Genomic DNA, 24,637 nt, shown 5'->3' on the forward strand with positions numbered 1-24,637 from the left:
GTAGATACCATATCAAGTTTTTGCCCGCGGAAAAACCTAGAACAAACAAAATATCCATGTACTCTGATGCACGCTTTTCAATAAGATAATCATGGCTTTACCCTTTACAAACTAATTGCCGAAATAAGGGATTAATGTATCGGCGTCAAAGAAAGGTTTACTTGATTTAAATAAATCGAGCATTATAGCAGTGAACAACCAAGGAGAAACTGCTAAAAAAGAAAAAGCACCGTACGGATACTGTGCCTTTATGATGCGGATTATTTTATGATCTAATCTTCTTTAGAACCGTCATCTGCCATTCGTACAATTTTAGGATGAAATGTAGCAATTGTATCTACTAAATCACGTTGTGCTTCCATAACGGTATGAATATCCTTATATGCCATTGGAGCCTCATCCATTCCAGCGCCCAATAAAGTAACCCCATGATCAGAAAGCATAGCTTTCAAATCGTACTTATTAAGAGTTTTGACAGCTTTTGTTCGGCTCATCAATCGTCCAGCGCCATGCGAAGCCGAATTAATTGATGCCTCCTCTCCTTTTCCTCTAACTAAGAATCCAGGAGTCGCCATTGAACCTGGGATAATACCCAATGTCCCCTTCGAAGCTGGCGTAGCACCTTTTCTATGGACAATAACTTCTTGATTGTTCCATTTTTCCTTCCAAGCGAAATTATGATGATTTTCAATTTTCGCTAACAATTCTGCGCCTACCGCTTTTCTGATCTTTTCATGAATAATCTCATGACAGGCTGACGCATAGTCTCCCGCTAAGTTCATCGCCAACCAATACTCTTGTCCTGCCTGCGAATCTAAATCTAAATAAGCAAGATGGCGAGCCATATAAGGCAACTTACAATTATCCATAGCAACTTTAGTATAATGGTCTGCAATTGTTGCACCAAGGCCACGTGAGCCGGAATGTGTAAGCAAAGCAAGATATCTTCCTTTTTCAATAGCGAGATCTGCGTCTCCCTGATCAAATTCCATAATTCCAAACTCTACGAAGTGATTCCCTCCCCCAGAAGATCCCAATTGGGTCCATGCTTTATCTTTCAAAGTAGAAACAAACGTATTCTCTGTAAAAGCTGCATGATCCAAAACGCTATGATTCGATCTTTCATTTTTCAAGAAACCATGACCTGCACCAAATTTTGTGTTATCCATCAATATTTGTTTAAGCACATCATGATGGGTTAACAAATAAGACTCAGGTATATCAAAAATAGATAAAGCCATACGGCATCCAATATCTACTCCTACACCGTAAGGAATAACAGCGTTCCGAGTCGCTAGCACACCACCAATTGGTAATCCATACCCTTGATGTGCATCAGGCATTAAGGCGCCAGCAACAGCTACAGGAAGACGCATGGCTGTATTCATTTGATCCCTTGCTCCTTGTTCAATATGCTCCTCACCAAACACAACGTATGCGTCATTGCTATCTTTCAATGCAATTAGCTCTTCGCTTTGAGCTGCCATATTTTGTAAGAATTCCGCAAGCGGTTTAAATATATTGTCCGTCATGAATTCCGCGGGATTTTCTAAAACCGCTTTATACTTAGCCAACATTTCCTCTCTTGAGAAACCTAATCGCTGCTTGTTGATCTGTAGTGCAATCCCTAACGAAATGTTTTCGGGAAACCCTAATTCAATCAAATCATATCCATTTATTCTCTTATTTTCCATTTTAATTCATTCTAAATGCAAGAGACAATTACACTCCATCGTCTCTTGCGCCTCTTTATACCTCTTATTATTTTACGAACAATTGCTTTAATTGATCGACTATTTGCCCATTACCAGACACCGAAATGCTATTGATTTTTTCCGCTATTTTCTCAACATACTCCATCTCTTTCAACTTGAATAGCATCGCATTATCTTCCATCAACTTCGCAGTATTCATCAAACTTCTAGTCGAAGCAGTCTCTTCTCTTCGAGTGATAATATTGGCTTGAGCTCTTTTCTCAGCAAGCAATACTTGATTCATTATCTCTCGAATATCGCCTGGAAGAATAATATCTTTGATACCAGCAATCATAACTTTTACACCTAACAAATCCACTTGATCTGCTGTCGAAGAAATTACATGCTCTGCGATTTCAACCTTATTCTCCATCAACTCGTCTAAAGTTAATTGCCCAACGAAAGAGCGCAATGCTAACTGCATCAATACGTAAAGCTGCTTTTCAAACTCTTTATTATTTAACAAAGCTTTTATGATATCCAGCACTTGGTATTGCGCCGAAAAGTTTATACGAATTTGAGCTTTATCCTTTGTTAATATCTCTTGTCCAATAATCTCCAAATTAATCAGACGCATATCTGCCTTAGCAATATCAATCTTTGTACTGTTTTTCCACCAAGTGTACTCACCAGCTTCCAAAATTTGATTGAACTTTCCGTCAATAAACATCAAAGCCCTTTCAGATGGCGCGACTGTGAAGCGTCGCACGTAGTTTGAAAATACAGCAAAGTTCAACCAAACTTTACTAACGCGTTCTGAAATTTCAATCGCTGAAAGATCTTCTATTTGAAAAGTGTATTCATAAATTCCTTTCCAAAATATATAGCGTCCAGGACCAAGTATTTCCTTAAAATTATGATTCATGGCGACAATACAGATCTCCGAATCACCAACTTCTACCGGGTGAACTCTTTCTTTAAATCCTTCAATTTGCAATAATAAATCTATCTCAAAGGCTGACCGAAAAGGTTTAGTAATATCATAGATTTCGTATTTTTTGCCAAAGCCAATCCAATGCTTACCTGTAGTCAAGACGCGAATTGGCGCCTCATCTTTTATCAACAACCCAATTTCATTTCCGTTTATTGTAATCCTTTTCATAATATCTTTATTTAAATTTTTATCTATTTATGTTTAATAAAGCTTTTCATTTTTTCAATCTTCAATCTAAGTCGGAACGCAAAAGGAACGATTGACTCAAGTGGAATTTACGGTTATGACTAAAGTTTAGTTTCGAATTGAAATAACCTTTTATCACAAAAGAGTTTCCGATGGAATCAGTCATTTGTCTTGCATTGCTAAGACTTAAATGGAATGTTATCGAGATTAAAAAAAATCATCTCCTAACTGATTAAAAAAAGAAAAGCTTGAATACGAGACTTTTTGGAAGAAAGTCATAACTTGAAAAGCTTTCGCTTTTCCAACCGAAGACACATAGCATTGATGTGTGTGGGACTCGAACCCACCATTTTTAGAGCCACACTCAATCCAGAACTACCTTTTTAAGGGAAGCAGGAATCGAACCTGCGAGTGCAGCGGTGTACTTTTAAGACCGAAATATCGTATCAGTATATTGTATTCAAAAGAATCAATACTATCCTGCTATACAGAAACAAAAATCTAGGATAGATAAATGACTTAAAAGTTTCTTTTTGCTTTTTCTGAAGCAAATATCTTTAAGCTTTTACTGTGAATCAAAGAACAATGTCATTGCTGACAATACAAAGATGCACAGCTATGTGCGCAGCATATTTGCGCAGATAAAGAAGCATAATAAAAAGACAAAAATTAATCATAACACCCTTATTATCAAATACATTAATTTCCACACAAACGAACATAAAATAACAAATCAACCATATACGCAAATCTATTGCGCAGTAAACTTGGTTTAACTATCTTTGGTATATTCATAAATTTCATGCTTTAAGGATGTCCGTTAATAAACTCGCATTAATTCGATATAAAATAATAGACAAATGTCTTCGTCAAAGCCATCGAAAATGGACTTTAGATGATCTTATTGAAAAGGTTTCTGATGAACTTTATGAGTTAGAAGGCATACACTCTGGCATTAGTAAGCGCACGATTCAGGGGGATATTCAAATTATGCGCAGCAACAAATTAAGTTATAATGCTCCAATTGTTGTGACAGAACGAAAATACTACAGTTATTCGGATCCGAATTACAGTATCAGCAACTCTCCAATATCTAATCTAGATATTGAAAAAATCAAGGAGGTCGTGGATGTTTTAAAACACCTTAATGGCTTCGCCTATTTTGAGGAAATGAGCGACCTGATTGTACGGCTTGAAAACAACCTCAGCAAAACTGAGGGGAAACAGAAGTCTGTTATACAAATGGAAAGCAACAAGTTACTAAAGGGCTTAGAATGGATAACTCCACTTCATAAAGCGATTCGGGAAGAGATACCTCTTCTTATTACCTATAAGTCGTTTAAATCGAAAGAAAGTATCGATACTGTATATTATCCTTATTTACTGAAAGAATATAGAAATCGCTGGTTTGTCATTTGCTTACCGAAGAGATCCGACACATTAATCACACTAGCGCTTGATCGTATCGTTGAAATTCAAGAAATGGCAAAAACTGGATTTATCTCCTATGAAGGCGTAGATTTCGAACGTTATTTTGATGATACAATTGGTGTCAGTAAAAGTCCCAGGGATAGAGGACAAAGGGTGATCATCGAAGTAGATACGAAGAATGCCCCTTACGTGGAGACAAAACCTATACATCATTCCCAAACAATTGTTAGACGGAGAGAGAATGGCAATATCGTGATTAGAATAGATGTTGTGCTAAATTATGAATTAGAGCGAGAGATTTTAGGATTCGGAGAAAACATGACGGTAATCTCACCTTCGATTTTAAGGAAACGAATTAACAGCCGACTTCAAAGAGCACTCAAACACTACGACGACCCAGACATCGAACCCATGCGACGATAGCGCTTAGTCTTTTAAGGCGAATTAAACGCCGTTGTTACGAAAGCTCGTAAAATCCCCTCGGAGATATCTGTTCAAAAATACACTTGCTTTGATAGGAATAAAAAGAAGACGGGCTACTAACTTAATAGAGCCCGCCCCAGTATAGCATCTTAATCTTCTAAAAGAACGTATTGATGTGGAGAACTGACAAATAAACCCCTATATCATGAAACGCCCTTTATCAAGATTCTGATTGTTCTGTCCTATTTCATAGTCTTGTAGGAGTCCGGCAATGACTTTAGATAGGCCATCAAATCAGACAGCTCTTCATTACTTAAACTCTTTTCCAGCCCTGGTGGCATCATGGACACAGCATGCTGTTCCGAGGAAATGATTTCAGACCTTGGAATTCTCACTTCAGCCCCTGGGCCAACCGACAGGATAACGAGATCTGGAAGTTGTTCTTTTATCACACCTAGATAAGTTTTCGTTTTTGTCTTTATCTGATAGGTATCGTATTCCCTAGCAAAACTCACGCTTGGGTAGACGATTGCTTCCAAAATATCATGGCTGGATCTGATTTCGCCAATATTGCTTAAGTCAGGTCCAAAATGAGCTCCTTCTAAACCTACAGCATGACAGGTAAAACAAGCGGCCTTCCCAAAAAACAACTTACGCCCGCGATCGAGATCTCCGCGACTTAAGGTTGCTTCTAATTTCTCTAATTTTGCTAGACGCTCTGCATGACGTGTTTTCAAAGCTTCCATTAATGGTTTCCCTTCCTTCTGAACCTTTTCAGGAAAATTTGCCAATAGTTTTTGCATATCTTGCTCTGAGAGATTATCCAATCGGTCTGTGGTCTGACTTAGCGCTTTTATAAGCGCGGATCCGACAACTTCACTATTGCTTCCTTCAAATGCTGTCATCAAACTTGGGAGAAGAAATAAATCTACCGATGCAACATATTGCTCAGCAAGAACCTCGAGCTGTGCTTCGTTAAGTTTAGACCGAGCTATTAGTCGGGAAGCAGACTGACGGATTGGAGATTCCGCAGGAGGCTTTAAGAATCCCGTCAATATTTGAAACTCCTTATCGGAAAGCTCCGGCTTACTCATTCCGCGTGCAGCCAGTGCCCCTATCCTGAAATCAGCATCCACAGAACTATCCTCAATAATTTTCGACAGCTCTTGATTGAGTGACGGCAACCTTCGAGATTCAATCAAATTCAGAACACTTCGTTTCAATACATCATCTTTTGACCGAAGCAGATTCCCCAACTGCATTGTCCAGATCTTCGGCAACTCTTTCACCGGACTTTCTGAAATAACAGTAAGCAGCAATTCTTTCCAAGATGTAGAAGCTTCACCATTCGCTAGCTCCTTCGCCATATAGCTTTGAATTTTCTCATTTTGACTGAATGTTATCAATAACTTTTGAATGGAATTGAGCTCTTCCTTGTCTAGCGCTTCGATGTTCAGCCCGGTTTGGAGGAAAGTAATCACCATATCAGCCCATTTGGGGCGATGGGAAGCAACCCATATGCCGGTATTTCGTAAAGTCTTCTGATTACTTTGTAAAAAAGCCAATAGCTGTTCCTGTCTTAGTGGCGATTCATCCATTTGATCAAGAGCAATAAGAGCAGCCTTCCGGGTACCTTCTCCTCCACTAGTCAATGCAGGAATCAACAGGTCTGGTTTTTTAAGTATAATTAAACTGTGAATAATTGAGTGTTCAACAAAACGATCGTTTGGATTGTCAGCAGCTTTTAATAATGCTGGTATACATCGCGGATCTCCAATTTGTCCGAGTGCGGTCGCAGCTTGACGACGAACGGATGCTGAATCTCGTTCAACCATTTGCATAAGCACATCTACGGACTCCCGATCTCTAGCAAGACCGAGACTACGTACGGCGGCCACCCGAACCATTGCGCTCTTATCCTGGAGCGCTGTACGAACCGCGGCGATCGCTTCCTTAGTTGCAATGCGCGCCAAGGCAAAAACACTCGAAATTCTATTTCCTTCCACCTTATCACCAAGCATCCCGACTAAAGATGGTACAGCGTTAGGTCCCGCTGCAACTAATCTTTCAACAGCTGCATCCCTAACCATGACACGCTGGTCATTTAAATATCCAACAAGATCTTCAGGCTTGCGCTTATCGAGTTCAAGTTCTTTTCCCCATGGATCGTTAACGGGTTTTGCGTCCTTTTTTCGAATCCTATAAATTCCACCTCGAACGTCTGGTTTGGCGACACGCGATAAAGGACATCCTTCGATAAACCAACCTCCAGTAATGATTACTAATAAACTTCCATCGGCATCTTGAAGAACATCGGTAGGATGTGTATCTGGATTTTTTGAGGTCATAAAATCCTCCTCCACTGTCTTGAATGTAGCACCTGTTGGCGTAATCCGATGTCTCGTGATTTTACCGGTATTGAACACAGCACTAAATAAATCACCATCATAATCCTGTCCGAGACCATCCCCTCGGTATCGCAATAAACCCGAGTGTGCTATTCTTGGTAATTTTGTCATAACTGGCATTAACTCTCCAGTCAATTTTAATTGATCTTCGTCGATAACACTATTATATTTCGGATACACTCCGCCTTCAACCCAATGCATAAGGGCATCTCGTTGTCCATTTTGTGGATCAGTGAAATATGTCATCGTTCCTATAGTCTCACCTCCAGGCATGAAGACCATCTCAATCGTATTGTCAAATCCTCCACCAGCAACTGGCTCTAGTCCAGTTCCATCCGGACGACAACGCCATATTCTCGCACCTTTACCTTTTAGCTGAGTTCCTTCTTTGGTTTTAATATCAAAACTGCGACGGGCGTCACATAGATACAGCCATCCATCAGGGCCCATAAATGGCCCATGCAAGGTAGCAGCATTGGCATTGAGTACCCACCCGTTTAGAATGACCTCTTTTTTATCTGCTTTTCCATCATTCTCTGTGTCGGTATAACGCATTAAATTTGGAGGTGCCGCAGCATACAAACTCCCTTGATAGAAAGTTCCACCCATTGGTAGCGGTATACTATCTACGTAAATTGTACTTTTATCAAATTTCCCATCTCCATCCGAATCCTCCAGAAGGCGGATATGATAGCTTGGTTCAGCGAGCATTTTTTCCGTTCCCATCGTATTTACGCCCGTCGATTCGAACACAAACAATCGACCCTGATCGTCAAAGCTTGCGAACATTGGAAAGGAAATAAGATCTGGCGATACAGCCTCTTCTATTACAAAACCATCTGGGACATTTAGATAGGACATTAACTCCGTGGTCTTCTCAGATTTTTGTCCACAGCTGGAAAGCATTGACAAACAGAATCCCATTGCAAGGAATAAAATTGTTGAAAAAATTGAGCTTACCTTAGGCGATTCATTTATCGTCGCCGAATTCAGTATAGACTTCTGGTCTATCTCGGTCGGGATAACACTTTTAAAGAATCGCTGACCAACAATATTATTCTTTCTAAAACTCATCATCTTCTGTTTTTTCAAATAAGCTGAAAATCTTACATAGCACTTTTGAGCATGTATCAAATTGGAGATAATAATTATCACATTACAAGGGATATTCTCTCGAATGGTACCTGAACAACAATTCACGAATCATTCATTAATAACAATATGTTTCTAAAGCAACTCGATAAACTGGCAGACACATCCTAATTGATTAGGACTATTATCTTGAACGACATCCATAGCTTTTTCTTCATTCTCGATAATCTTAAATGCATGTATAAACAAGACGCTCCAATACCGTTCATAAATCTCCGTAAAAGCTGCATGATCATCAGTTTTAACACGAGCAAATAACTGTGCATCAGTATACTCACTTAATAAACTCATTATGAAAAATTTAGGTCCTCTCCGAGAGCTTGTGTACACAAGGTAATCAAATATAGTAAAATCATTTTTATTATCAATAGCTCTGAATTAGAGATTCACAAGGCAGAAACTAAAACGGTATATTCTCTTTTAGCTTAAATTATGAGCAAGTGCGACTAAATTTTTAATTTTAGTCGACCTTGTTTGAGCGACTTCCTTTTAAATTAATATCGGGGAGAAAAAGGCGATCAAAACATACTTTAGCATAGTGTTTTATTTACTTAAAAATACTAATACGGATCAGTATAAAACGTTAAATAATTATAATTATTGATTTTCAAATATGTTTGTTTTAAGCCAAACTGTTATACGAATCCTACCTTTGCGCCACAACAACTTAGGGGGCACATCGAGGGACCAATATTATTAAAAATCAACGAGTTGTACTTTTGAAGTAAACTATAAAAAACGTATAGAAATGTATGTTCTATAACAATTGCGCTATAATTATTTCGTTAAACAGAATTCAAATAGGCCTTTTGAAATAACAAATGAATAATTAGTCAATCTTACAACTGATGTTATAAAAGATAGAACGGGGAAAATTTATAAAATCAGTGAAGGTATAATGCCAGATGTAAAATTTGATATAAATCTGAATAGCGTAGCACAGAAAGATAAACTTAGTCGTAAAGAAGAATTGAATCTAATAATAGGACTAAAAGAATTATATATTCATAATGCTGTAGAAGCGATTAAAAATTTGGAAAAGCACAAAAAATAGATTAGTATCTTTGCCTCACAACAACTAAGCGAGCACCCAGAACGTGTAATTACTCTAAAAATCAAGCAGTTAAATTTTACAAGTAACAAATAGAAAACATAGAATTTTCTATTCTTTTTGACATTTGGATTGCAATTTAAACACGAACAAGTTTCATTAGAGGTTCAAAAGAATATAAAGCTGGTCTTCGGCCTGATGCTTCTTCTATTATTTCTATAAGATTGTTTTCAGCCAACGTTCTTGTAAAACGCTGTGCCGTTGCAGGAGGAATACCGCTTTTTGATGTAAAATTACTATTTCTAAATATTGGGTTAGTGAATATATAATCTAAAGCTATTATACAATATTTCGAAGATAGCAAATCTGAAAAAACTGTTTTCATATTTTCATACAATTCAGTTATTGATTCTGCTATTTCAAGATTTCTATTCGCTTGCTCTTCTATTCCTTTAAAAAAGAATTTACACCATTCTTCCCAATTTCCATTTGACGAAACTGATCTCATCGTGTCAATGTATTCATCTTTATTTTCTTCAAAATACTCACTTATATAAAAATGAGGAGCAGTTATGAGTCCATCTGACCATAAATACAAGGTAATTAGCATTCGTCCTATTCTTCCATTACCATCCTTGAAAGGATGAAGAGCCTCAAATTCTAAGTGCATTAATGCTGTTTTAATCAATGGCAAATCATTGGAATTATTTAGATAGTCAAAAAGAATCTCCAACCCTTCTTCTAATCTTTCTGGAGAAATAGGTGTAAATAGTATCTTCTGCTTTACCTTATCAGCTAAATAATTCTGCTCTGACTTAAATTGCCCTGGAGATTTATTTGCACCTCTACCAAAAGACAATAATTGTTGATGAATTTTTTTTACAGTACTTGAAGAGATCTTATAACCATCTTCCAATGCCTTTTGTGCATTAATTAATGATCTTTGATATAATAAAGTTTCCAATACATCTCCTCTATACGAATTAATACTATTTGGGTCGTTAATTTCGTCAGCTTGATATTTTAAAATCTCATCCATTGTACTCACAGTGCCTTCCATACGAGAAGAAATGACTGCTTCTTGATTTCTCAATGGCGCTAACAAAATCTCGCTATTATGCATGTTCTTTAAAACTTGATCATATCTTGCAAATGCTGCTGTCGCTCCTAACAATTCACTAATAAAAATATTTAAATCAATATTTTGTGGAGGAAACTTATCATAATGATATGAAACTGATTCATCGAAATTAATAGACTTCATTTGTACAATTATTAATTAACAAATATACAAATCAAAATCAATTGTCAATCATATTTGGTTGTTTTTGATTATCTAACAGGTTTGTTGTGCAAAAATTTATGCTAAATAGGTTTATTAATCAATTTTGCTATTTTTTGATTGCCTAAGGGGTTTCATGTACATAAATTTATACGAAACAGATTTGTTAATCATTTTTTATAGTTTTTGATTATCTAGAGGGTTTGATGTGTATAAATTTATAACAAATGGGTTTGCTAATCACTATCGATAGTTTTTGACTAACTAAGGAGTTTGATGCTCATAAATTTAAATCAAATATCTTTTCCTATCAGCTTCTGTGGTTTTTGATTATCTAACGAACTACGTTCAAATAAATTTATAGCAAATCTATCTGCTAAATAACCTTACCTTTGCCTCATAACAACTGAGCGGGCATCCATGATCTACTTCCATATTCCTTTCTGTAAACAAGCATGTTACTACTGTGACTTCCATTTCAGCACTTCCATGCAGTACAAAGAGGAAATGCTTCAGGCGATGCATAAGGAACTTGAGCTCCGTTCAAATTATTTAGAGAACAAAGCAATCGATTCAATCTACTTTGGTGGAGGCACTCCTTCCGTACTTACTGCTGATGAAATAGCGCGCTTGATAGGGAAAGTTAGTGAACTCTTTGAAATCAATCCGCAAGCGGAAATAACGCTAGAGGCCAATCCAGATGATCTAAATCAGCAGCAAGTGAACGCCTTAAGACAAACGCCTATTAATCGATTTTCTATAGGTATCCAATCCTTTTACGAAGAAGATTTACGTTGGATGAATCGTGCACATAATGCAGAAGAAGCAAAATCGGCGATTATGCGTGTTCAGGATGCTGGATTTGAAAACATAACTTGCGATTTGATCTATGGATATCCCCTACTCACCGATCAAAAGTGGACAGCGAATATGCAGCAATTAGTTGACTTCGAAATACCACACATATCATCCTATGCGATGACTGTAGAGAAGAAGACCGCCCTACAGCATATGATTTCCAAGGGAAAAACAGCACCAATGAATGAGTCGCAGAGTGCCGAGCAAATGCTGATGCTCATTGACTTTCTTACAACAAAAGGATACGAGCAATACGAAATCTCCAATTTTGCAAAGCCGGGTAAACATGCTATACACAATAGCAATTATTGGAAAGGTAAACACTATATGGGAATTGGTCCTTCCGCACACTCTTTTAATGGACATTCTCGATCATGGAATATTGCAAACAATGCAAATTACATCAAAGCGCTATTCAAAAATGAACTAGCCCTAGAAACCGAAGAGTTGAGTACAGACAACCGTTTTAACGAATATGTGATGACATCGTTAAGGACGAAATGGGGGGTAGATTATGAGTTTATCAAAAACAATTTCGACAGTGACTACCTATCCTATTTGACAAAAGAAGCAAAAATCTATTTGTCAAATCAGGAGCTTACCCTAAAAGAAGAACGCTATCTCGTATTAACAGACGCAGGCAAACTTCTTGCTGACCAGATCGCATCTGATCTATTTATTGTTTCATAATTTTAGCTTACAGCATTAGCTTTATGTCAAAAATTAGCGAGAATCCTTAGGAAATAAAATAGTTTAACTTTCATTCATTAGCAATTCCCTAAATCTCTAACAGGAGACTGATTAGCAGCATTATAATTCCTAATTTTGGACCTAAATAATCTATTATAATTGTTATGGTACAATCGTCTACTTTTGAGTCTCAAATCAAAAGTTACAAATTGAAGCAGAACGCTTGCGTCAAGCTTATCCAAGTCGTTAGCGACCTATGGTTCAATCAATCCATTGAACTTGTATTATTCCGCAATCAATTAATTGATCGACGGGTCAGCTTCATCCTTAATCTGCATCAGAAAACAAAAGAGCTTGCCGAAAAAGAAATTAGCATTGATGAAACGCTCCAAATTGCTGAAATCATTCAAGGTCTAGAACTAACGCCTTCGAGGATAGATATTGGAAAACTAGCGCTCGAAGTTCGTAAGCAAAGTATTCAATCTGAAGACCTTTTCGAATTCATTTCAAAAGAACTCGCCCCAGCGCACCAACATGAAACTTTCGAACCTAGAGATGTCATTCTTTACGGTTTTGGTCGAATTGGAAGACTGTTAGCGCGTGAGCTGATTAGCAAAGCTGGAGGAGGACGACAATTACGCCTAAGAGCGATCGTTACCAGAGATCAGCTCGATGCTAAAACTTTGGAAAAAAGAGCCAGTTTATTACGTCAAGACTCCATTCATGGTGATTTTGAAGGCCAAGTTGAAGTGGATGTAGAAAAAGGAGCGCTGATCGTTAATGGAGTTCCCGTTTACATTATTTCAGCTAAAACACCCGAAGAAATTGACTATTCGCAATACGACATCAAAGAAGCCTTAGTAATTGATAATACAGGGGCATTCCGCGATCGAGATGAGCTTTCAAGACATTTATCATCTAAGGGCGTTAGCCAAGTTTTATTAACGGCCCCAGGTAAAGGCGTTCCTAACATTGTGTACGGTGTCAACGAATTTGATGCGGATCGCAAGAAGGATAATATTTTCTCCGCGGCGTCCTGTACGACAAATGCGATAGCACCTGTACTTGCAGTTCTTCAAAAAAGAATTGGAATCGTCAAGGGACATATTGAAACAATTCACTCCTATACCAATGACCAGAATCTAGTCGATAACTTCCATAAAAAAGAAAGAAGAGGACGTGCTGCAGCCTTAAATATGGTGATTACAGAAACTGGAGCCGGAACCGCTGTCGCTAAAGTGTTACCCTCATTAGCCGGAAAACTAACTTCAAACGCCATTCGTGTACCTGTACCTAATGGATCTTTAGCTATTCTAAATCTAGAGCTTTCTTCAATTACGACAGTCGAAGAAATAAATGGCCTTTTGAAAAAAGCAGCATTAGAAGGTGAATTAGTAGAACAGATTCAATATTCAAATAACAAAGAACTCGTTTCCTCCGATATTGTGGGCACAACAGCAGCATCTGTCGTCGATACGCCAGCTACGATTGTGTCACCTGATGGTAAGAACGTAGTAATTTACGTATGGTATGACAATGAGTATGGTTATACGCACCAAGTGATGCGCCTTGCTAGACATATCGCAGGAGTAAAAAGATACTGTTATTACTAAACCATAACGCATTAGTATGGCACAAAAAAGGGATTGTTGAACAACAATCCCTTTTTTATTTTTCGATCTCGAAATTAGATTCGATTGATAGAACTTAACCAATCAACTTCTCCGTTTCCAAGTATTTCATTATAATCTGCGTAGCGCCAGAACGTGTGTTTACATATTTTTTAGCCGAAGCACCAGCAATCGATAATTTATTGACATCTTGCAACGCTCCAAAAATCTGATTTAATTCTTCCTGCGTACTGATAGGAAAACCTGAACCAAGTTCTACTAAATCCATTGCCTCCTGGAACTTCTCATACTTAGGCCCAAATATTACGGGCATACCGTAAGTAGCTGCCTCTAAGGTATTGTGAATCCCTGCACCAAATCCGCCACCGATGTAGGCTATTTGACCGTAGAAATAAAGCGAAGATAACATCCCGATATTATCAATAATCAACACTTGTTCTTTCGATATCTGTTCAAGACTATAGGATGAAAATTTGGAAAACCGCAATGCGCTTGGAAATGTCTTTTCCAATTGCTTCAGATGATCCTCATGTATTTCATGTGGAGCTAAGACAGCTTTCCATTTCGAATGATTCGCTAGCAAACCCTTCAACAATTCCTCATCCGCCGGCCATGTACTTCCAGCCACCAATACCTGTTGCCCAGCGACAAAGGACTCAACAGCATCAACAGATTTATGTGTTTTAGGAAGTTCAACAACTCGATCAAATCGGGTATCGCCGGCCAGTCCAGCTTTAGTAATGCCAATCCATTTCAACATATGGACACTTTCCATATTTTGTGTAAAGAAGAAAGAAACCTTCTTTAAAAGATTGCGATAGAAACCTCCGTAACGTTTAAAAAACAATTGATCTTCACGGAAAATCGCCGAAATCATCAGTAAGCGAACGCCGCGCTTTTCCAATTGATCAAAGTAATGAAACCAATACTCGTATTTCGTAAAAATGGCTAACTTCGGATTGATAGCGTCGAGAAACTGATTCGCATGGCGCTTTGTATCTTCTGGCAAATAAAACACATAATCCGCCAAACCCGTGTTTTTACGTATCTCATAGCCTGAGGGCGAAAAAAAAGTTACAATAATTTTTTCTTTTGGATAGCGTTGTTTGATCTGTTCCATAACCGATCTTCCTTGCTCAAATTCTCCGAGCGACGCAAAGTGAAACCAAATGTGTTTTTGATTGGAATCAACCGTTTGACTGATTTTTTTCATTAAGCCTTTTCGACCCTGCACCCAAAACTTCGCCTTCGCATGAAATGGGGCTATCAGACGCAGCAAAACCCCATATAGAAAGATGCCCAGATCGTAAAGTAAACGCATAATGTTAAAATAATGATTATCTTCGTCAAAGATATTAAACCTTTTCAAATTCACCATTGTGCGAGAAGAGAAGCCCAAACGAATATTAATAACTGGTGCGGCAGGATTCTTAGGTTCTCACCTATGCGACCACTTTATCAAAGAGGAATTTCATGTAATTGGCATGGATAATTTGATTACGGGGGATATCAAAAATATCGAACATCTATTTCATCTTCCGAACTTCGAATTCTACCATCATGATGTTAGTAAGTTTGTCCATGTACCTGGGGAATTACACTACATCCTTCACTTTGCTTCACCTGCAAGTCCTGTAGATTACTTAAAGATACCAATTCAGACTTTAAAAGTTGGCTCACTCGGCACACATAATCTATTAGGCTTAGCCAAAAGTAAGAAAGCGAGAATTTTAGTTGCTTCGACTTCTGAAGTATATGGCGATCCATTAGTTTCTCCGCAGCCGGAAGAGTATTGGGGCAATGTGAACCCTGTAGGACCCAGAGGAGTCTACGACGAAGCAAAACGTTTCCAAGAAGCCATCACAATGGCCTACCATAACACCCATCAGTTGGAAACTAGAATTGCTCGTATCTTCAATACGTTTGGACCTCGAATGCGCTTACATGATGGTCGAGCACTACCCACATTCATTTCCCAAGCTTTACAGAATAAAGATTTAACGGTCTTTGGAAACGGTTTACAAACGCGCTCCTTTTGTTATGTCACTGACCAAATTGAAGGAATTTGTAAGCTTCTGTTTAGCGACTATCCATTGCCAGTAAACATTGGCAATCCCGATGAGATGACCTTGCTAGATATGGCTCATGAAATTATCCAACTAACAGACAGCAAATCGAGCATTATATACGAAGATTTACCGATCGACGATCCGAAACAACGTCGTCCAGATATACGAAAGGCTAAAGAATTACTAAAATGGGAACCCAAAATTAGCCGACGTGAGGGATTAGAAAAAACGATAGCGTACTACAAGTCAATGTTTAACAATTAGCAGAAAACACATAGCATATTATACAACTTATGAGTAAAATATTAGTAACCGGCGGAACAGGATTTATTGGATCTCACACCGTAGTAGAATTGCATAATGCAGGATACACACCCGTATTAATTGACAACCTTTCGAATTCAAACATCAAGATTTTAGGTCAGATCGAAAAAATCATTGGTGTAAAACCAGAGTTTCACCAGTTCGACCTTTGTGATAGCACTAAAGTAAATGAATTTGTTGCTTCTAATCCTGACATTAAGGGTATCATACACTTCGCAGCTTCCAAAGCAGTAGGTGAATCTGTGCAAGATCCATTGAAATATTACCATAATAACTTCTACTCATTAATAAATTTGTTAGAAGCATATCGTCAAAAACCTATCAACTTTGTATTCTCTTCAAGTTGTACCGTTTACGGAGAGCCAGACGTACTACCCGTTAATGAGGCAGCTCCGGTAAAACGCGCAACTTCGCCTTACGGAAATACAAAGCAAATCGCTGAGGAGATTTTAGAAGAATCAGCGTCTGCATACGACAACTATCAGGTTATCGCTTTACGTTACTTTAACCCAGTGGGTGCGCATAGCTCTGCACTTATTGGTGAATTGCCGATTGGCGTTCCACAAAACCTATTGCCTTTCATTACGCAAACGGCAATCGGAAAGCGCGAAAAGTTAACGGTATTTGGTAACGACTACGACACTCCAGATGGATCTGCTGTTCGCGATTACATCCATGTAGTTGATCTTGCAAAGGCACACGTTGCTGCGATTAAACTCCTAGAAAAAGGAAATCCAAACGGTAACTATGATGTATTCAACGTCGGAACTGGAAACGGGTATTCGGTATTGGAAGCAATTGCAGCTTTTGAAAACGCTTCTGGACAAAAGTTAAATTACGTAATCGGTCCACGTCGTGAGGGAGATATTATTAAAGTATGGGGTGATGTCACCAAATCTGCAGAGCAATTGGGATGGAAAGCAGAATTAGGAATCGAAGAAATGATGGCTTCAGCTTGGGCTTGGGAAAAAAACCTGAGTGAAAACCCAATCCAATAAAAAATAAACATAGTTAGAAAGTAATATACGAGTAATTTGAAAGCTCAAGTTCAGTATTACGACAATAAAAAGGCTGTCAAGACATCATACTTGGCCGCCTTTTTTTTATAATAATTCCGATTTGAACATCGTGATAATCCCAAAGGATCTCGATTGTTCTACTTCCCTTTCACCTCCCTATCACTTCCCTATCAAACGCCTACTTGAACCGAGCCAGATGGTTACTGATTCGAACTTGTATCGAACAAGAATCGAACAAGATCTAGTTTTGAAAAAGATTTAGCTTAGATAAGACACAAAAAAAAGGGTTCCCTGATAGGATCCCTCTTTCTTGGCTATTTGTTATTTTCTAATTCTTTTTATCGAAATCTTTGACCTCTTGGTAAATCTTTGGATTGAACTTGAACTGAGGCGTCATCCAATACAAAAGGATAATTCGCGAGTAGCGATTGTTAAAAGGTGCAAAGATCAATGTTGCCGATAATGCTACAATTACATAAAGCCACGGGCTTTCCATATTTCCGGTAAGAACGTATGTTGCGACGCAAGAGGCTATCAGTTCAGCCACACTCATGGCATAACTAATATACATAGCGACATAAAAGTAGCCCGGCTCTTTTTCGAACTTTAAATCGCAGGCTGGGCATTTGACGTTCATTTTTTGAGATTTGAAGCTCAGTAAAGGAGCTGCAAACATCTTTCCTGTTCGGCATCGAGGACACTTGCCATCGACTGCACTTTTTATCTCTGAGGGGATTTGATAATTCGTATCCATTTTTGCATTTACTTCCATTGTGATTTCCTAAATTCTTCAGGTGTAATACCTTCGACTTTTTTAAAGAATTTGGTGAAATATGAGTTATCGCTAAATTGCAGCTCATACGCCACCTGTGATATTGTCCAGTCAGGCAAAATTAATAAACGTCTTGCCTCTAAATGTATTCGATTACGTATAACTTCTCCAGCCTGTAGTCCTAAATACTCCTTGCAAACTCCATTTAAGTGATTCGGAGTCACAAATAGAAGCTCTGCATACTCCTTAGGTAGATGTAAGTCTTTGTATCGCAAATCAACAAGTGCGATAAAGTTTTTTATCAGTAACATTTGATAATCCATCGCTTTTGTTGGAAAGCTAGGACGATAATCCTGTTCCAGTTTCAATAAAATATACAGCAAGAGGGTCCTTTTTAAATCATCTTCCGAGGGACTGTTCTTCAGGCCGACCAGCTGCTCAAATAGCGGAATAACTTGCTTCAAAGTCTCCTCTGTCAATGAGAAAACGGATTCATTCAGGCTAGAGAATATTGATAAATTTTCTATATAATCCGATCGAAGTAATAGGGATTTGAAGTAATCAATATCAAAATTTACGATATACCCTTGCATATCACCCTCGAACATCCAAGAGTGAACTTGACCGGGCCCCATACAATAAACTTGACCAATTGATACGGAATATGTTTTAAAATCAATCTCGTGAGAACCGCCACCTTGTAAAAAAAGCACTAAATGGTAAAAATTATGTCTGTGTGGAAAAACCAGATTACGATTATTTACCAAATAGACATCAAGTTGATCCGCCAGGAGATGCTTATCCTCTTTATACGAAACCGTACATTGCTCTATTACAGGTATTTTTGCCATACTGTACAAAAGTAAACAATAAGTACCACTAGCTATGGTATAAAAACACTACTTAGTGGTACTTTTTATCTATACGCATAAATCAGGAAACGAATAGTACCAGGATATATTAAGCTCAGTGCATTCTGTATTACCTTTAAAACTGATATTCATCTATCATATTCGCGTAATTTTCAGCATTTAAAGCGCTCCTTTATTTATATTATTTTACTTTCGCGTTCAAATAGTCAAAACATGAGTAAAATAGGACCCTTTTTAACAATAATTATTGGATTAATGCTGCTAAGCAGTTGTGATTTGTTTGACGTACATCCCTATGATGGCGACATTAAAGGAAAAAGAAATATCAATCAAACCAACATCGAGAAAATTGAAAGGGACCTAAAAAATCAAGATACTATTCGCTATGCGCTTATTAGTGATTCACAGCGATGGTATGATGAACTAGACGATTTCGTGGACTTTGCCAACAATCGAGATGACTTAGATTTCATCATACACGCTGGCGACCTATCGGATTTTGGTTTAACAAAGGAATTCCTGATTCAACGTGATATCCTCGAAAAACTACATCAACCATATGTTGCACTGATCGGGAATCATGACGTCTTAGCCAATGGTGAGGATATCTTTCGCATTGTATTCGGACCGCTTAACTTTAGTTTCATTGCTGGTCGAACGAAATTTGTATGCTTAAATACAAATGCCTTAGAATCCGATTATTCAAGCCCAATCCCCGACTTTTCCTATATACAATCTGAAAGAGAAGCCAGGAAAGACGAATTTAATCAGACTGTTTTCGTAATGCATGCGAAGCCAACCTCAGAACAATTTAACAATAATGTAAACGAAGTCTTCCAATACAGCATCAAGCAATTTCCAAATTTACTTTATGGGAATCATGGTCATGACCACCGCTATCAAAATGAAGATATCTTCAAAGATGGCATCTATTACTATGGTACGCCAAACATAGGCAAACGTCAATTCCTCCTTTTCACCGTTACTCAGAACAGCTATACCCATGAAATTATTTCATTTTAATTGCCGATACCTAACTTCAATTGTCGCTTGCTTATTTTTTTCTATTGCCAGTTATGCTACAACCACTGACAGCACCCATATCGATAGTTCGGAAGTGACTATCAAACATAAAAGACTACTAAAAAAAGCTAGTTTTTCCTTAGTTCCTTCGAATTATCAAACGCAAATTGCAGGATCAATTGGTCTTGTCTCTCTTGGTGCAGGATGGGACTATGGCCGCAAAAATCAATGGTCGACAGAGTTTCTAACAGGTTTCGTTCCTCGGTATGATACGGATCGTGCGAAGATCACCTTTACGCTAAGACAAGCCTACACACCGTGGTCTATTCCCTTGAATAAGCATTTTTCTTATAATCCTTTAAGAACGGGATTGTATCTCAATACGATCGTAGGTAATCAATTCTGGTTCGACGCCCCAGATAAATATCCAAAAAAATATTACACATTTTCCCCTAAACTCCGTTTCAATATATTCCTAGGGCAAGAATTTGAATATAAAATACCATCAGACAATGCCTACTTTGAAGGGATCAAATTCTATTATGATTTACATACCAATGATTTGATGTTAATCAGTAGAATCCAAAATTCATATTTAAAAGGAAAAGACTATTTAGGCCTTTCTCTGGGGTTAAAGCTTCAAATTCGACGACGTTAGCGAAAAAAAATGTATTTTTAGAAATGTCATTATACAAAGATGAAACCCTGAAAGAGGCTGTTCTTAATCTCTCCCAAAAAGAGAAAGATAAGTTGCTCATCCGCCTAATCAATAAGGATAAGATGCTTATAAAGCAGCTTCACTTTGAGTTATTAGAAGATGAAGTTGACTTAGAAGATCGGATTACAGAGCTTAAAGCTAAATTAGATGGGGATTTTGATGTTTCGCAGGCGACGATTAAGAACCTTCCAATGTATCATAACTACAGGCAACTGCATGCCTTTTTGCGTCATGAATCAGGAATTGTAAATGAGCATGAAAAGATCACAAAAGATAAACTTAGCGTTGTTGAATGTAGGTTAATTATCTTGGAGGAAGCTTTTACACGTTTTCCACGTCTTTTTGAACCTTCTGCATTGGCTCCAGCGCTCAAGCTTCATAAATATATTCAAGGACGCATGAAAAATCTCTTAACCGCGTTCGACAAATTGCATGAAGATCATCAGTTCGACCTTCAAAATCAGATGGATTATGTGCTATCCTTCGCTCAAGAACACCGATTAACCCTCTCTTAGCACTATTTAAATTTTTGTAACTTTGGAAAAATACTCGCACAGTGAACGTCCAAGACCTCTTAGAAAAATATAGACAATCTGAACAAGTAAATTCCCTAAAGGAAAGAATTCAAGCGCGTAATCCGAAGATTCAACTTAAAGGATTAATTGGTTCCTCCGACGCGATGCTCGCAGCGGCGCTTTATACCGAGGAGAAAAGAATGAATGTCTTCATCCTTCCAAATCATGAAGATGCCTCTTTCTTTTTGAGCGACCTTGAAAGCTTGTTTGATAAACAAATATTATTTTTTCCATCATCCTACAAAAAGGCTTTCGATATCAGTCTACTAGATAGTGCACATGTACTACAGCGTGCTGAGACGCTCAGTTCACTGAACCACAACTCGGAACTGCCGCGTATTGTTGTCACCTATCCGGACGCAATTTGTGAGAAGGTGATCAATAAACAGGACCTAGAGAAAAACACACTCGAGATTACCCAGAATATAAAACTCAGTATAGATTTCATTAATGAATTTCTCTACGAGTATGATTTTGAGCGTGTAGATTTCGTCTATGAACCTGGACAATTTGCTATTCGTGGAGGAATCGTAGATATCTTTTCGTTTTCAAACGATTTACCCTATCGTATTGAATTTTTTGGCGACGAAATTGAAAGTATTCGAACTTTTGACATTGAGTCGCAATTATCGGTCAGCAAGATTCATACAGTAACTATCGTTCCGAATGTACAAGCAAAGTTTCTTTCTGCAAATCATATATCATTACTGGAGTATATCGATAAAAATGCGCTGGTTTGGATTAAAGATGTGCAGTACACTTTGGAGATCATTAAAGAGGGCTACAGCAACAGTTCTAAATTCTGGAAAGCACTATCTGAACAAGATTTAAAGCGCAATCCCGATTGGATTGACCCGCGTTTTACGTTTACAGATGAGAAGAATTTCGCAGCAATGCTCTTTGAATTTGCTGTAATCGAATTTGGAAAACAATTCTATTACAAACCAGACCTGACGTTAAGTTTCGATATACATCCACAGCCATCTTTCAACAAAGACTTTAATTTGTTGATTCATAATTTCCATGAAAATGAGAAGCATGCGATTAAGAATTTGATATTCTCGGATTCGACGAAACAAATCGAGCGAATCTATGCCATTCTCGATGATCTGGATAAGAGCATTACCTTCACTCCAATATATAAAGCACTTCGGGAGGGATTTCGTGATGACGAACGAAAATTAGCTTGTTATACAGATCATCAAATTTTTGATCGTTACTACAAATATAAACGTCGTAAAGGTTATGAGCGTTCGCAAGCAATCACGCTAAAAGAACTTAGTGAGTTAAAGCCTGGTGATTACATTACACATATCGACCATGGAGTTGGTAAATATGCCGGCTTGGAGAAAGTGGATGTCAATGGGAAAACCCAAGAGATGATCCGCCTAATGTATGCCGATAGTGACTTATTATATGTAAACATAAACTCGCTAAACCGCATCTCGAAATATTCGGGTAAAGAAGGCACAGTGCCTAAGATGAATAAATTAGGGACGGACACTTGGGAGAAACTAAAGAAAACAACGAAGAAAAAGGTTAAAGATATTGCCCGCGACCTCATTCTTTTATATGCCAAGCGTAAAGCGCAAACGGGTAATGCCTTTAGCCCAGACACTTACTTACAACGTGAATTGGAGGCATCATTCATTTATGAAGATACTCCAGATCAAGAAAAGGCGACCAACGATGTCAAGAAGGACATGGAATCACCACACCCTATGGACCGTCTTGTCTGTGGTGATGTAGGATTCGGTAAAACCGAAGTTGCCATTCGAGCGGCATTTAAGGCTGTTGCTGACAGCAAACAAGTTGCTGTATTGGTACCAACAACTATTTTGGCTTTGCAGCACTTTAGAACCTTTTCTGAACGAATCAAAGGACTACCAGCGAACATCGACTATATCAACCGATTCAAGTCTTCAAAACAGATTAAAGATACCTTAAAACGACTAGAGGAAGGAAAGATTGATATTATTATCGGCACACATCGACTAGTGAGTAAAGATGTCAAGTTTAAAGATCTAGGTTTGATGATTATCGATGAGGAACAAAAGTTCGGTGTTTCTGTTAAAGAGAAATTAAAGGTTATGCGCGCAAACGTTGACTCATTAACTTTAACCGCAACACCAATCCCTAGGACTTTACATTTCTCTTTAATGGGTGCTCGAGATTTAAGTATTATATCAACTCCTCCACCCAACAGACAACCAGTTCAGACTGAATTGCATGTTTTCAACGAGGAACTGATTAAGGAGTCTGTGAGCTATGAGATTGACCGTGCAGGTCAAGTATTCTTTATCCATAACCGGGTTGCAGATTTACCGCAATTGGGACTACTTATTCGTAAGTTGGTTCCTGGCGCTCGCGTTGGTATCGCTCATGGGCAGCTCGAAGGAGATGAACTCGAAGACGTTATGTTGAAGTTCATCAACCACGAGTACGATGTATTAATTGCGACTACAATTATTGAAGCTGGATTAGATATACCGAATGCAAATACGATTATCATTAATCAAGCACACATGTTTGGCTTGAGCGATTTACACCAAATGCGTGGTCGTGTGGGCCGTTCAAATAAGAAAGCATTCTGCTATTTGCTGAGCCCTCCTTTATCGACATTAACAAACGAAGCATATAAGCGACTTTCGGCTATTGAAGAGTTTGCAGAATTGGGTTCGGGTTTCAATGTAGCAATGCGCGATTTGGATATTAGAGGATCTGGTAATTTATTAGGTGCTGAGCAATCTGGTTTTATTGCCGAGATTGGTTTCGAAATGTATAACAAGATTCTCGATGAGGCCGTTCAAGAGTTGAAGGATGATGAATTTGGAGAATTGTTTGCAGATGATAAAGACCGAAAATATGTATCCTTTACGCAAATTGACACCGACTTGGAAGTCCTTATACCTGATGAATATGTGACAAACATATCCGAACGTTATAACTTGTATAATGATATTGCGAAGTTGAAGAACGAAGGCGAACTTCAAGTATTTGAGAAAGAAATGATTGATCGATTTGGTCCAATTCCTGCGCCAGTATTTGAGCTTTTCAACACCCTACGATTGCAATGGCTAGGGAAAGAAATAGGTCTTGAGAAAATTTCTTATAAGAAAGAAACGTTAAAAGGCTTCTTCGTTAGCAATACCAAATCTAGTTACTATCAATCTGAACAGTTTGGAAAAGTATTAACTTTTGTTCAAAACCATGCTAGCATTAGTAATCTAAAAGAAGTGAAAGGGCAGTTACGCATCGCTATTAGCAATGTCAATAGCATCGAATATGCCATTCATTTACTTTCAGAAATAAAATAGTTAAGGCTTAATCGCGGTATTGTATAAAAATTTAAAATAGCCCAAACTGAACTTAATTGCTGCGTATATCTTTCCGCCGAGTTTTCTCGATTGGGAGCTGTTTTTTTTCAAAATAAAATGTTCTATTGAATAGCTAAATTACTATTCA

The 24,637-nt window shown here is 38.0% G+C and carries 17 protein-coding genes; 9 read left to right on the top strand and 8 right to left on the bottom strand.

From position 1 onward, the window contains the following. Nucleotides 1-272: 272 nt before the first annotated feature. Together GFH32_RS16580 and GFH32_RS16585 are read right to left on the bottom strand one after the other, a co-directional pair. Nucleotides 273-1,694 carry an RtcB family protein gene (locus GFH32_RS16580; RefSeq protein WP_153512655.1) on the bottom strand — a complete coding sequence of 474 codons (1,422 nt, stop codon included), beginning with the start codon at nt 1,692-1,694 and terminating at the stop codon, nt 273-275. Between the two features lie 67 nt (nt 1,695-1,761). Next, the gene (locus GFH32_RS16585; RefSeq protein WP_153512656.1) at nt 1,762-2,856 is read right to left on the bottom strand and encodes a slipin family protein; all 1,095 of its coding nucleotides are present in this window, start codon (nt 2,854-2,856) and stop codon (nt 1,762-1,764) included. Nucleotides 2,857-3,687: 831 nt separating this feature from the next. Here GFH32_RS16585 and GFH32_RS16590 point away from each other — a divergent pair. Beyond that, the gene (locus tag GFH32_RS16590) at nt 3,688-4,728 is read left to right on the top strand and encodes a helix-turn-helix transcriptional regulator (protein ID WP_153512657.1); all 1,041 of its coding nucleotides are present in this window, start codon (nt 3,688-3,690) and stop codon (nt 4,726-4,728) included. Between the two features lie 242 nt (nt 4,729-4,970). Here the strand turns inward: GFH32_RS16590 and GFH32_RS16595 are convergent, their stop codons facing one another. The 3 genes from GFH32_RS16595 to GFH32_RS16605 form a co-directional block, all read right to left on the bottom strand. Then, nucleotides 4,971-8,213, bottom strand: coding sequence for a PVC-type heme-binding CxxCH protein (locus GFH32_RS16595; protein ID WP_153512658.1), 3,243 nt, complete (start codon nt 8,211-8,213; stop codon nt 4,971-4,973). 150 nt (nt 8,214-8,363) lie between these two features. Continuing rightward, nucleotides 8,364-8,579, bottom strand: a complete 216-nt coding sequence (locus GFH32_RS16600) for an RNA polymerase sigma factor (RefSeq protein ID WP_153512659.1) — start codon at nt 8,577-8,579, stop codon at nt 8,364-8,366. 899 nt (nt 8,580-9,478) lie between these two features. Beyond that, entirely contained in the window at nt 9,479-10,603 is a 1,125-nt protein-coding gene (locus GFH32_RS16605) for a Fic family protein (RefSeq protein ID WP_153512660.1), read from the bottom strand. A 438-nt stretch (nt 10,604-11,041) separates the two neighbouring features. Between GFH32_RS16605 and hemW the strand changes: the two genes are divergently transcribed. Further along, on the top strand, nt 11,042-12,169 hold the full coding sequence (gene hemW / locus GFH32_RS16610) for a radical SAM family heme chaperone HemW (protein WP_153512661.1): 1,128 nt from the start codon (nt 11,042-11,044) through the stop codon (nt 12,167-12,169). 164 nt (nt 12,170-12,333) lie between these two features. Continuing rightward, entirely contained in the window at nt 12,334-13,782 is a 1,449-nt protein-coding gene (locus GFH32_RS16615; protein WP_153512662.1) for a glyceraldehyde-3-phosphate dehydrogenase, read from the top strand. Between the two features lie 94 nt (nt 13,783-13,876). Here GFH32_RS16615 and GFH32_RS16620 read toward each other — a convergent pair whose 3' ends face one another. After that, nucleotides 13,877-15,121, bottom strand: a complete 1,245-nt coding sequence (locus tag GFH32_RS16620) for a 3-deoxy-D-manno-octulosonic acid transferase (RefSeq protein WP_153512663.1) — start codon at nt 15,119-15,121, stop codon at nt 13,877-13,879. Nucleotides 15,122-15,179: 58 nt separating this feature from the next. Here GFH32_RS16620 and GFH32_RS16625 point away from each other — a divergent pair, with 58 nt between their 5' ends. After that, nucleotides 15,180-16,133 carry a UDP-glucuronic acid decarboxylase family protein gene (locus tag GFH32_RS16625; RefSeq protein WP_153512664.1) on the top strand — a complete coding sequence of 318 codons (954 nt, stop codon included), beginning with the start codon at nt 15,180-15,182 and terminating at the stop codon, nt 16,131-16,133. A gap of 29 nt (nt 16,134-16,162) precedes the next feature. Then, nucleotides 16,163-17,191: a UDP-glucose 4-epimerase GalE gene (gene galE, locus GFH32_RS16630; protein WP_153512665.1), complete on the top strand. Its 1,029-nt coding sequence runs from the start codon at nt 16,163-16,165 to the stop codon at nt 17,189-17,191. A 349-nt stretch (nt 17,192-17,540) separates the two neighbouring features. On the opposite strand, the gene GFH32_RS16635 is transcribed toward galE, so the two are convergent. Together GFH32_RS16635 and GFH32_RS16640 are read right to left on the bottom strand one after the other, a co-directional pair. Beyond that, nucleotides 17,541-17,984 carry a DUF983 domain-containing protein gene (locus GFH32_RS16635; RefSeq protein ID WP_228384160.1) on the bottom strand — a complete coding sequence of 148 codons (444 nt, stop codon included), beginning with the start codon at nt 17,982-17,984 and terminating at the stop codon, nt 17,541-17,543. After that, on the bottom strand, nt 17,975-18,835 hold the full coding sequence (locus GFH32_RS16640; RefSeq protein ID WP_153512666.1) for a helix-turn-helix transcriptional regulator: 861 nt from the start codon (nt 18,833-18,835) through the stop codon (nt 17,975-17,977). The genes GFH32_RS16635 and GFH32_RS16640 overlap by 10 nt, the downstream gene beginning before the upstream one ends. A 234-nt stretch (nt 18,836-19,069) precedes the next feature. Here GFH32_RS16640 and GFH32_RS16645 point away from each other — a divergent pair, with 234 nt between their 5' ends. From GFH32_RS16645 to mfd, 4 genes are read left to right on the top strand one after another with little or no spacing between them, the layout of a single operon-like run. Then, nucleotides 19,070-19,879 (top strand): metallophosphoesterase family protein, encoded by an 810-nt coding sequence (locus GFH32_RS16645; protein WP_153512667.1) that lies wholly within the window; start codon nt 19,070-19,072, stop codon nt 19,877-19,879. Continuing rightward, entirely contained in the window at nt 19,860-20,537 is a 678-nt protein-coding gene (locus GFH32_RS16650; protein WP_153512668.1) for a hypothetical protein, read from the top strand. Before GFH32_RS16645 ends, GFH32_RS16650 begins: the two co-directional genes overlap by 20 nt. Before the next feature lie 23 nt (nt 20,538-20,560). Further along, nucleotides 20,561-21,112 (top strand): hypothetical protein, encoded by a 552-nt coding sequence (locus GFH32_RS16655; protein ID WP_153512669.1) that lies wholly within the window; start codon nt 20,561-20,563, stop codon nt 21,110-21,112. Nucleotides 21,113-21,153: 41 nt separating this feature from the next. Then, on the top strand, nt 21,154-24,489 hold the full coding sequence (gene mfd, locus GFH32_RS16660) for a transcription-repair coupling factor (RefSeq protein WP_153512670.1): 3,336 nt from the start codon (nt 21,154-21,156) through the stop codon (nt 24,487-24,489). Nucleotides 24,490-24,637 lie beyond the last annotated feature (148 nt).

It is taken from the genome of Sphingobacteruim zhuxiongii (assembly GCF_009557615.1).
Lineage (GTDB): Bacteria > Bacteroidota > Bacteroidia > Sphingobacteriales > Sphingobacteriaceae > Sphingobacterium > Sphingobacterium zhuxiongii.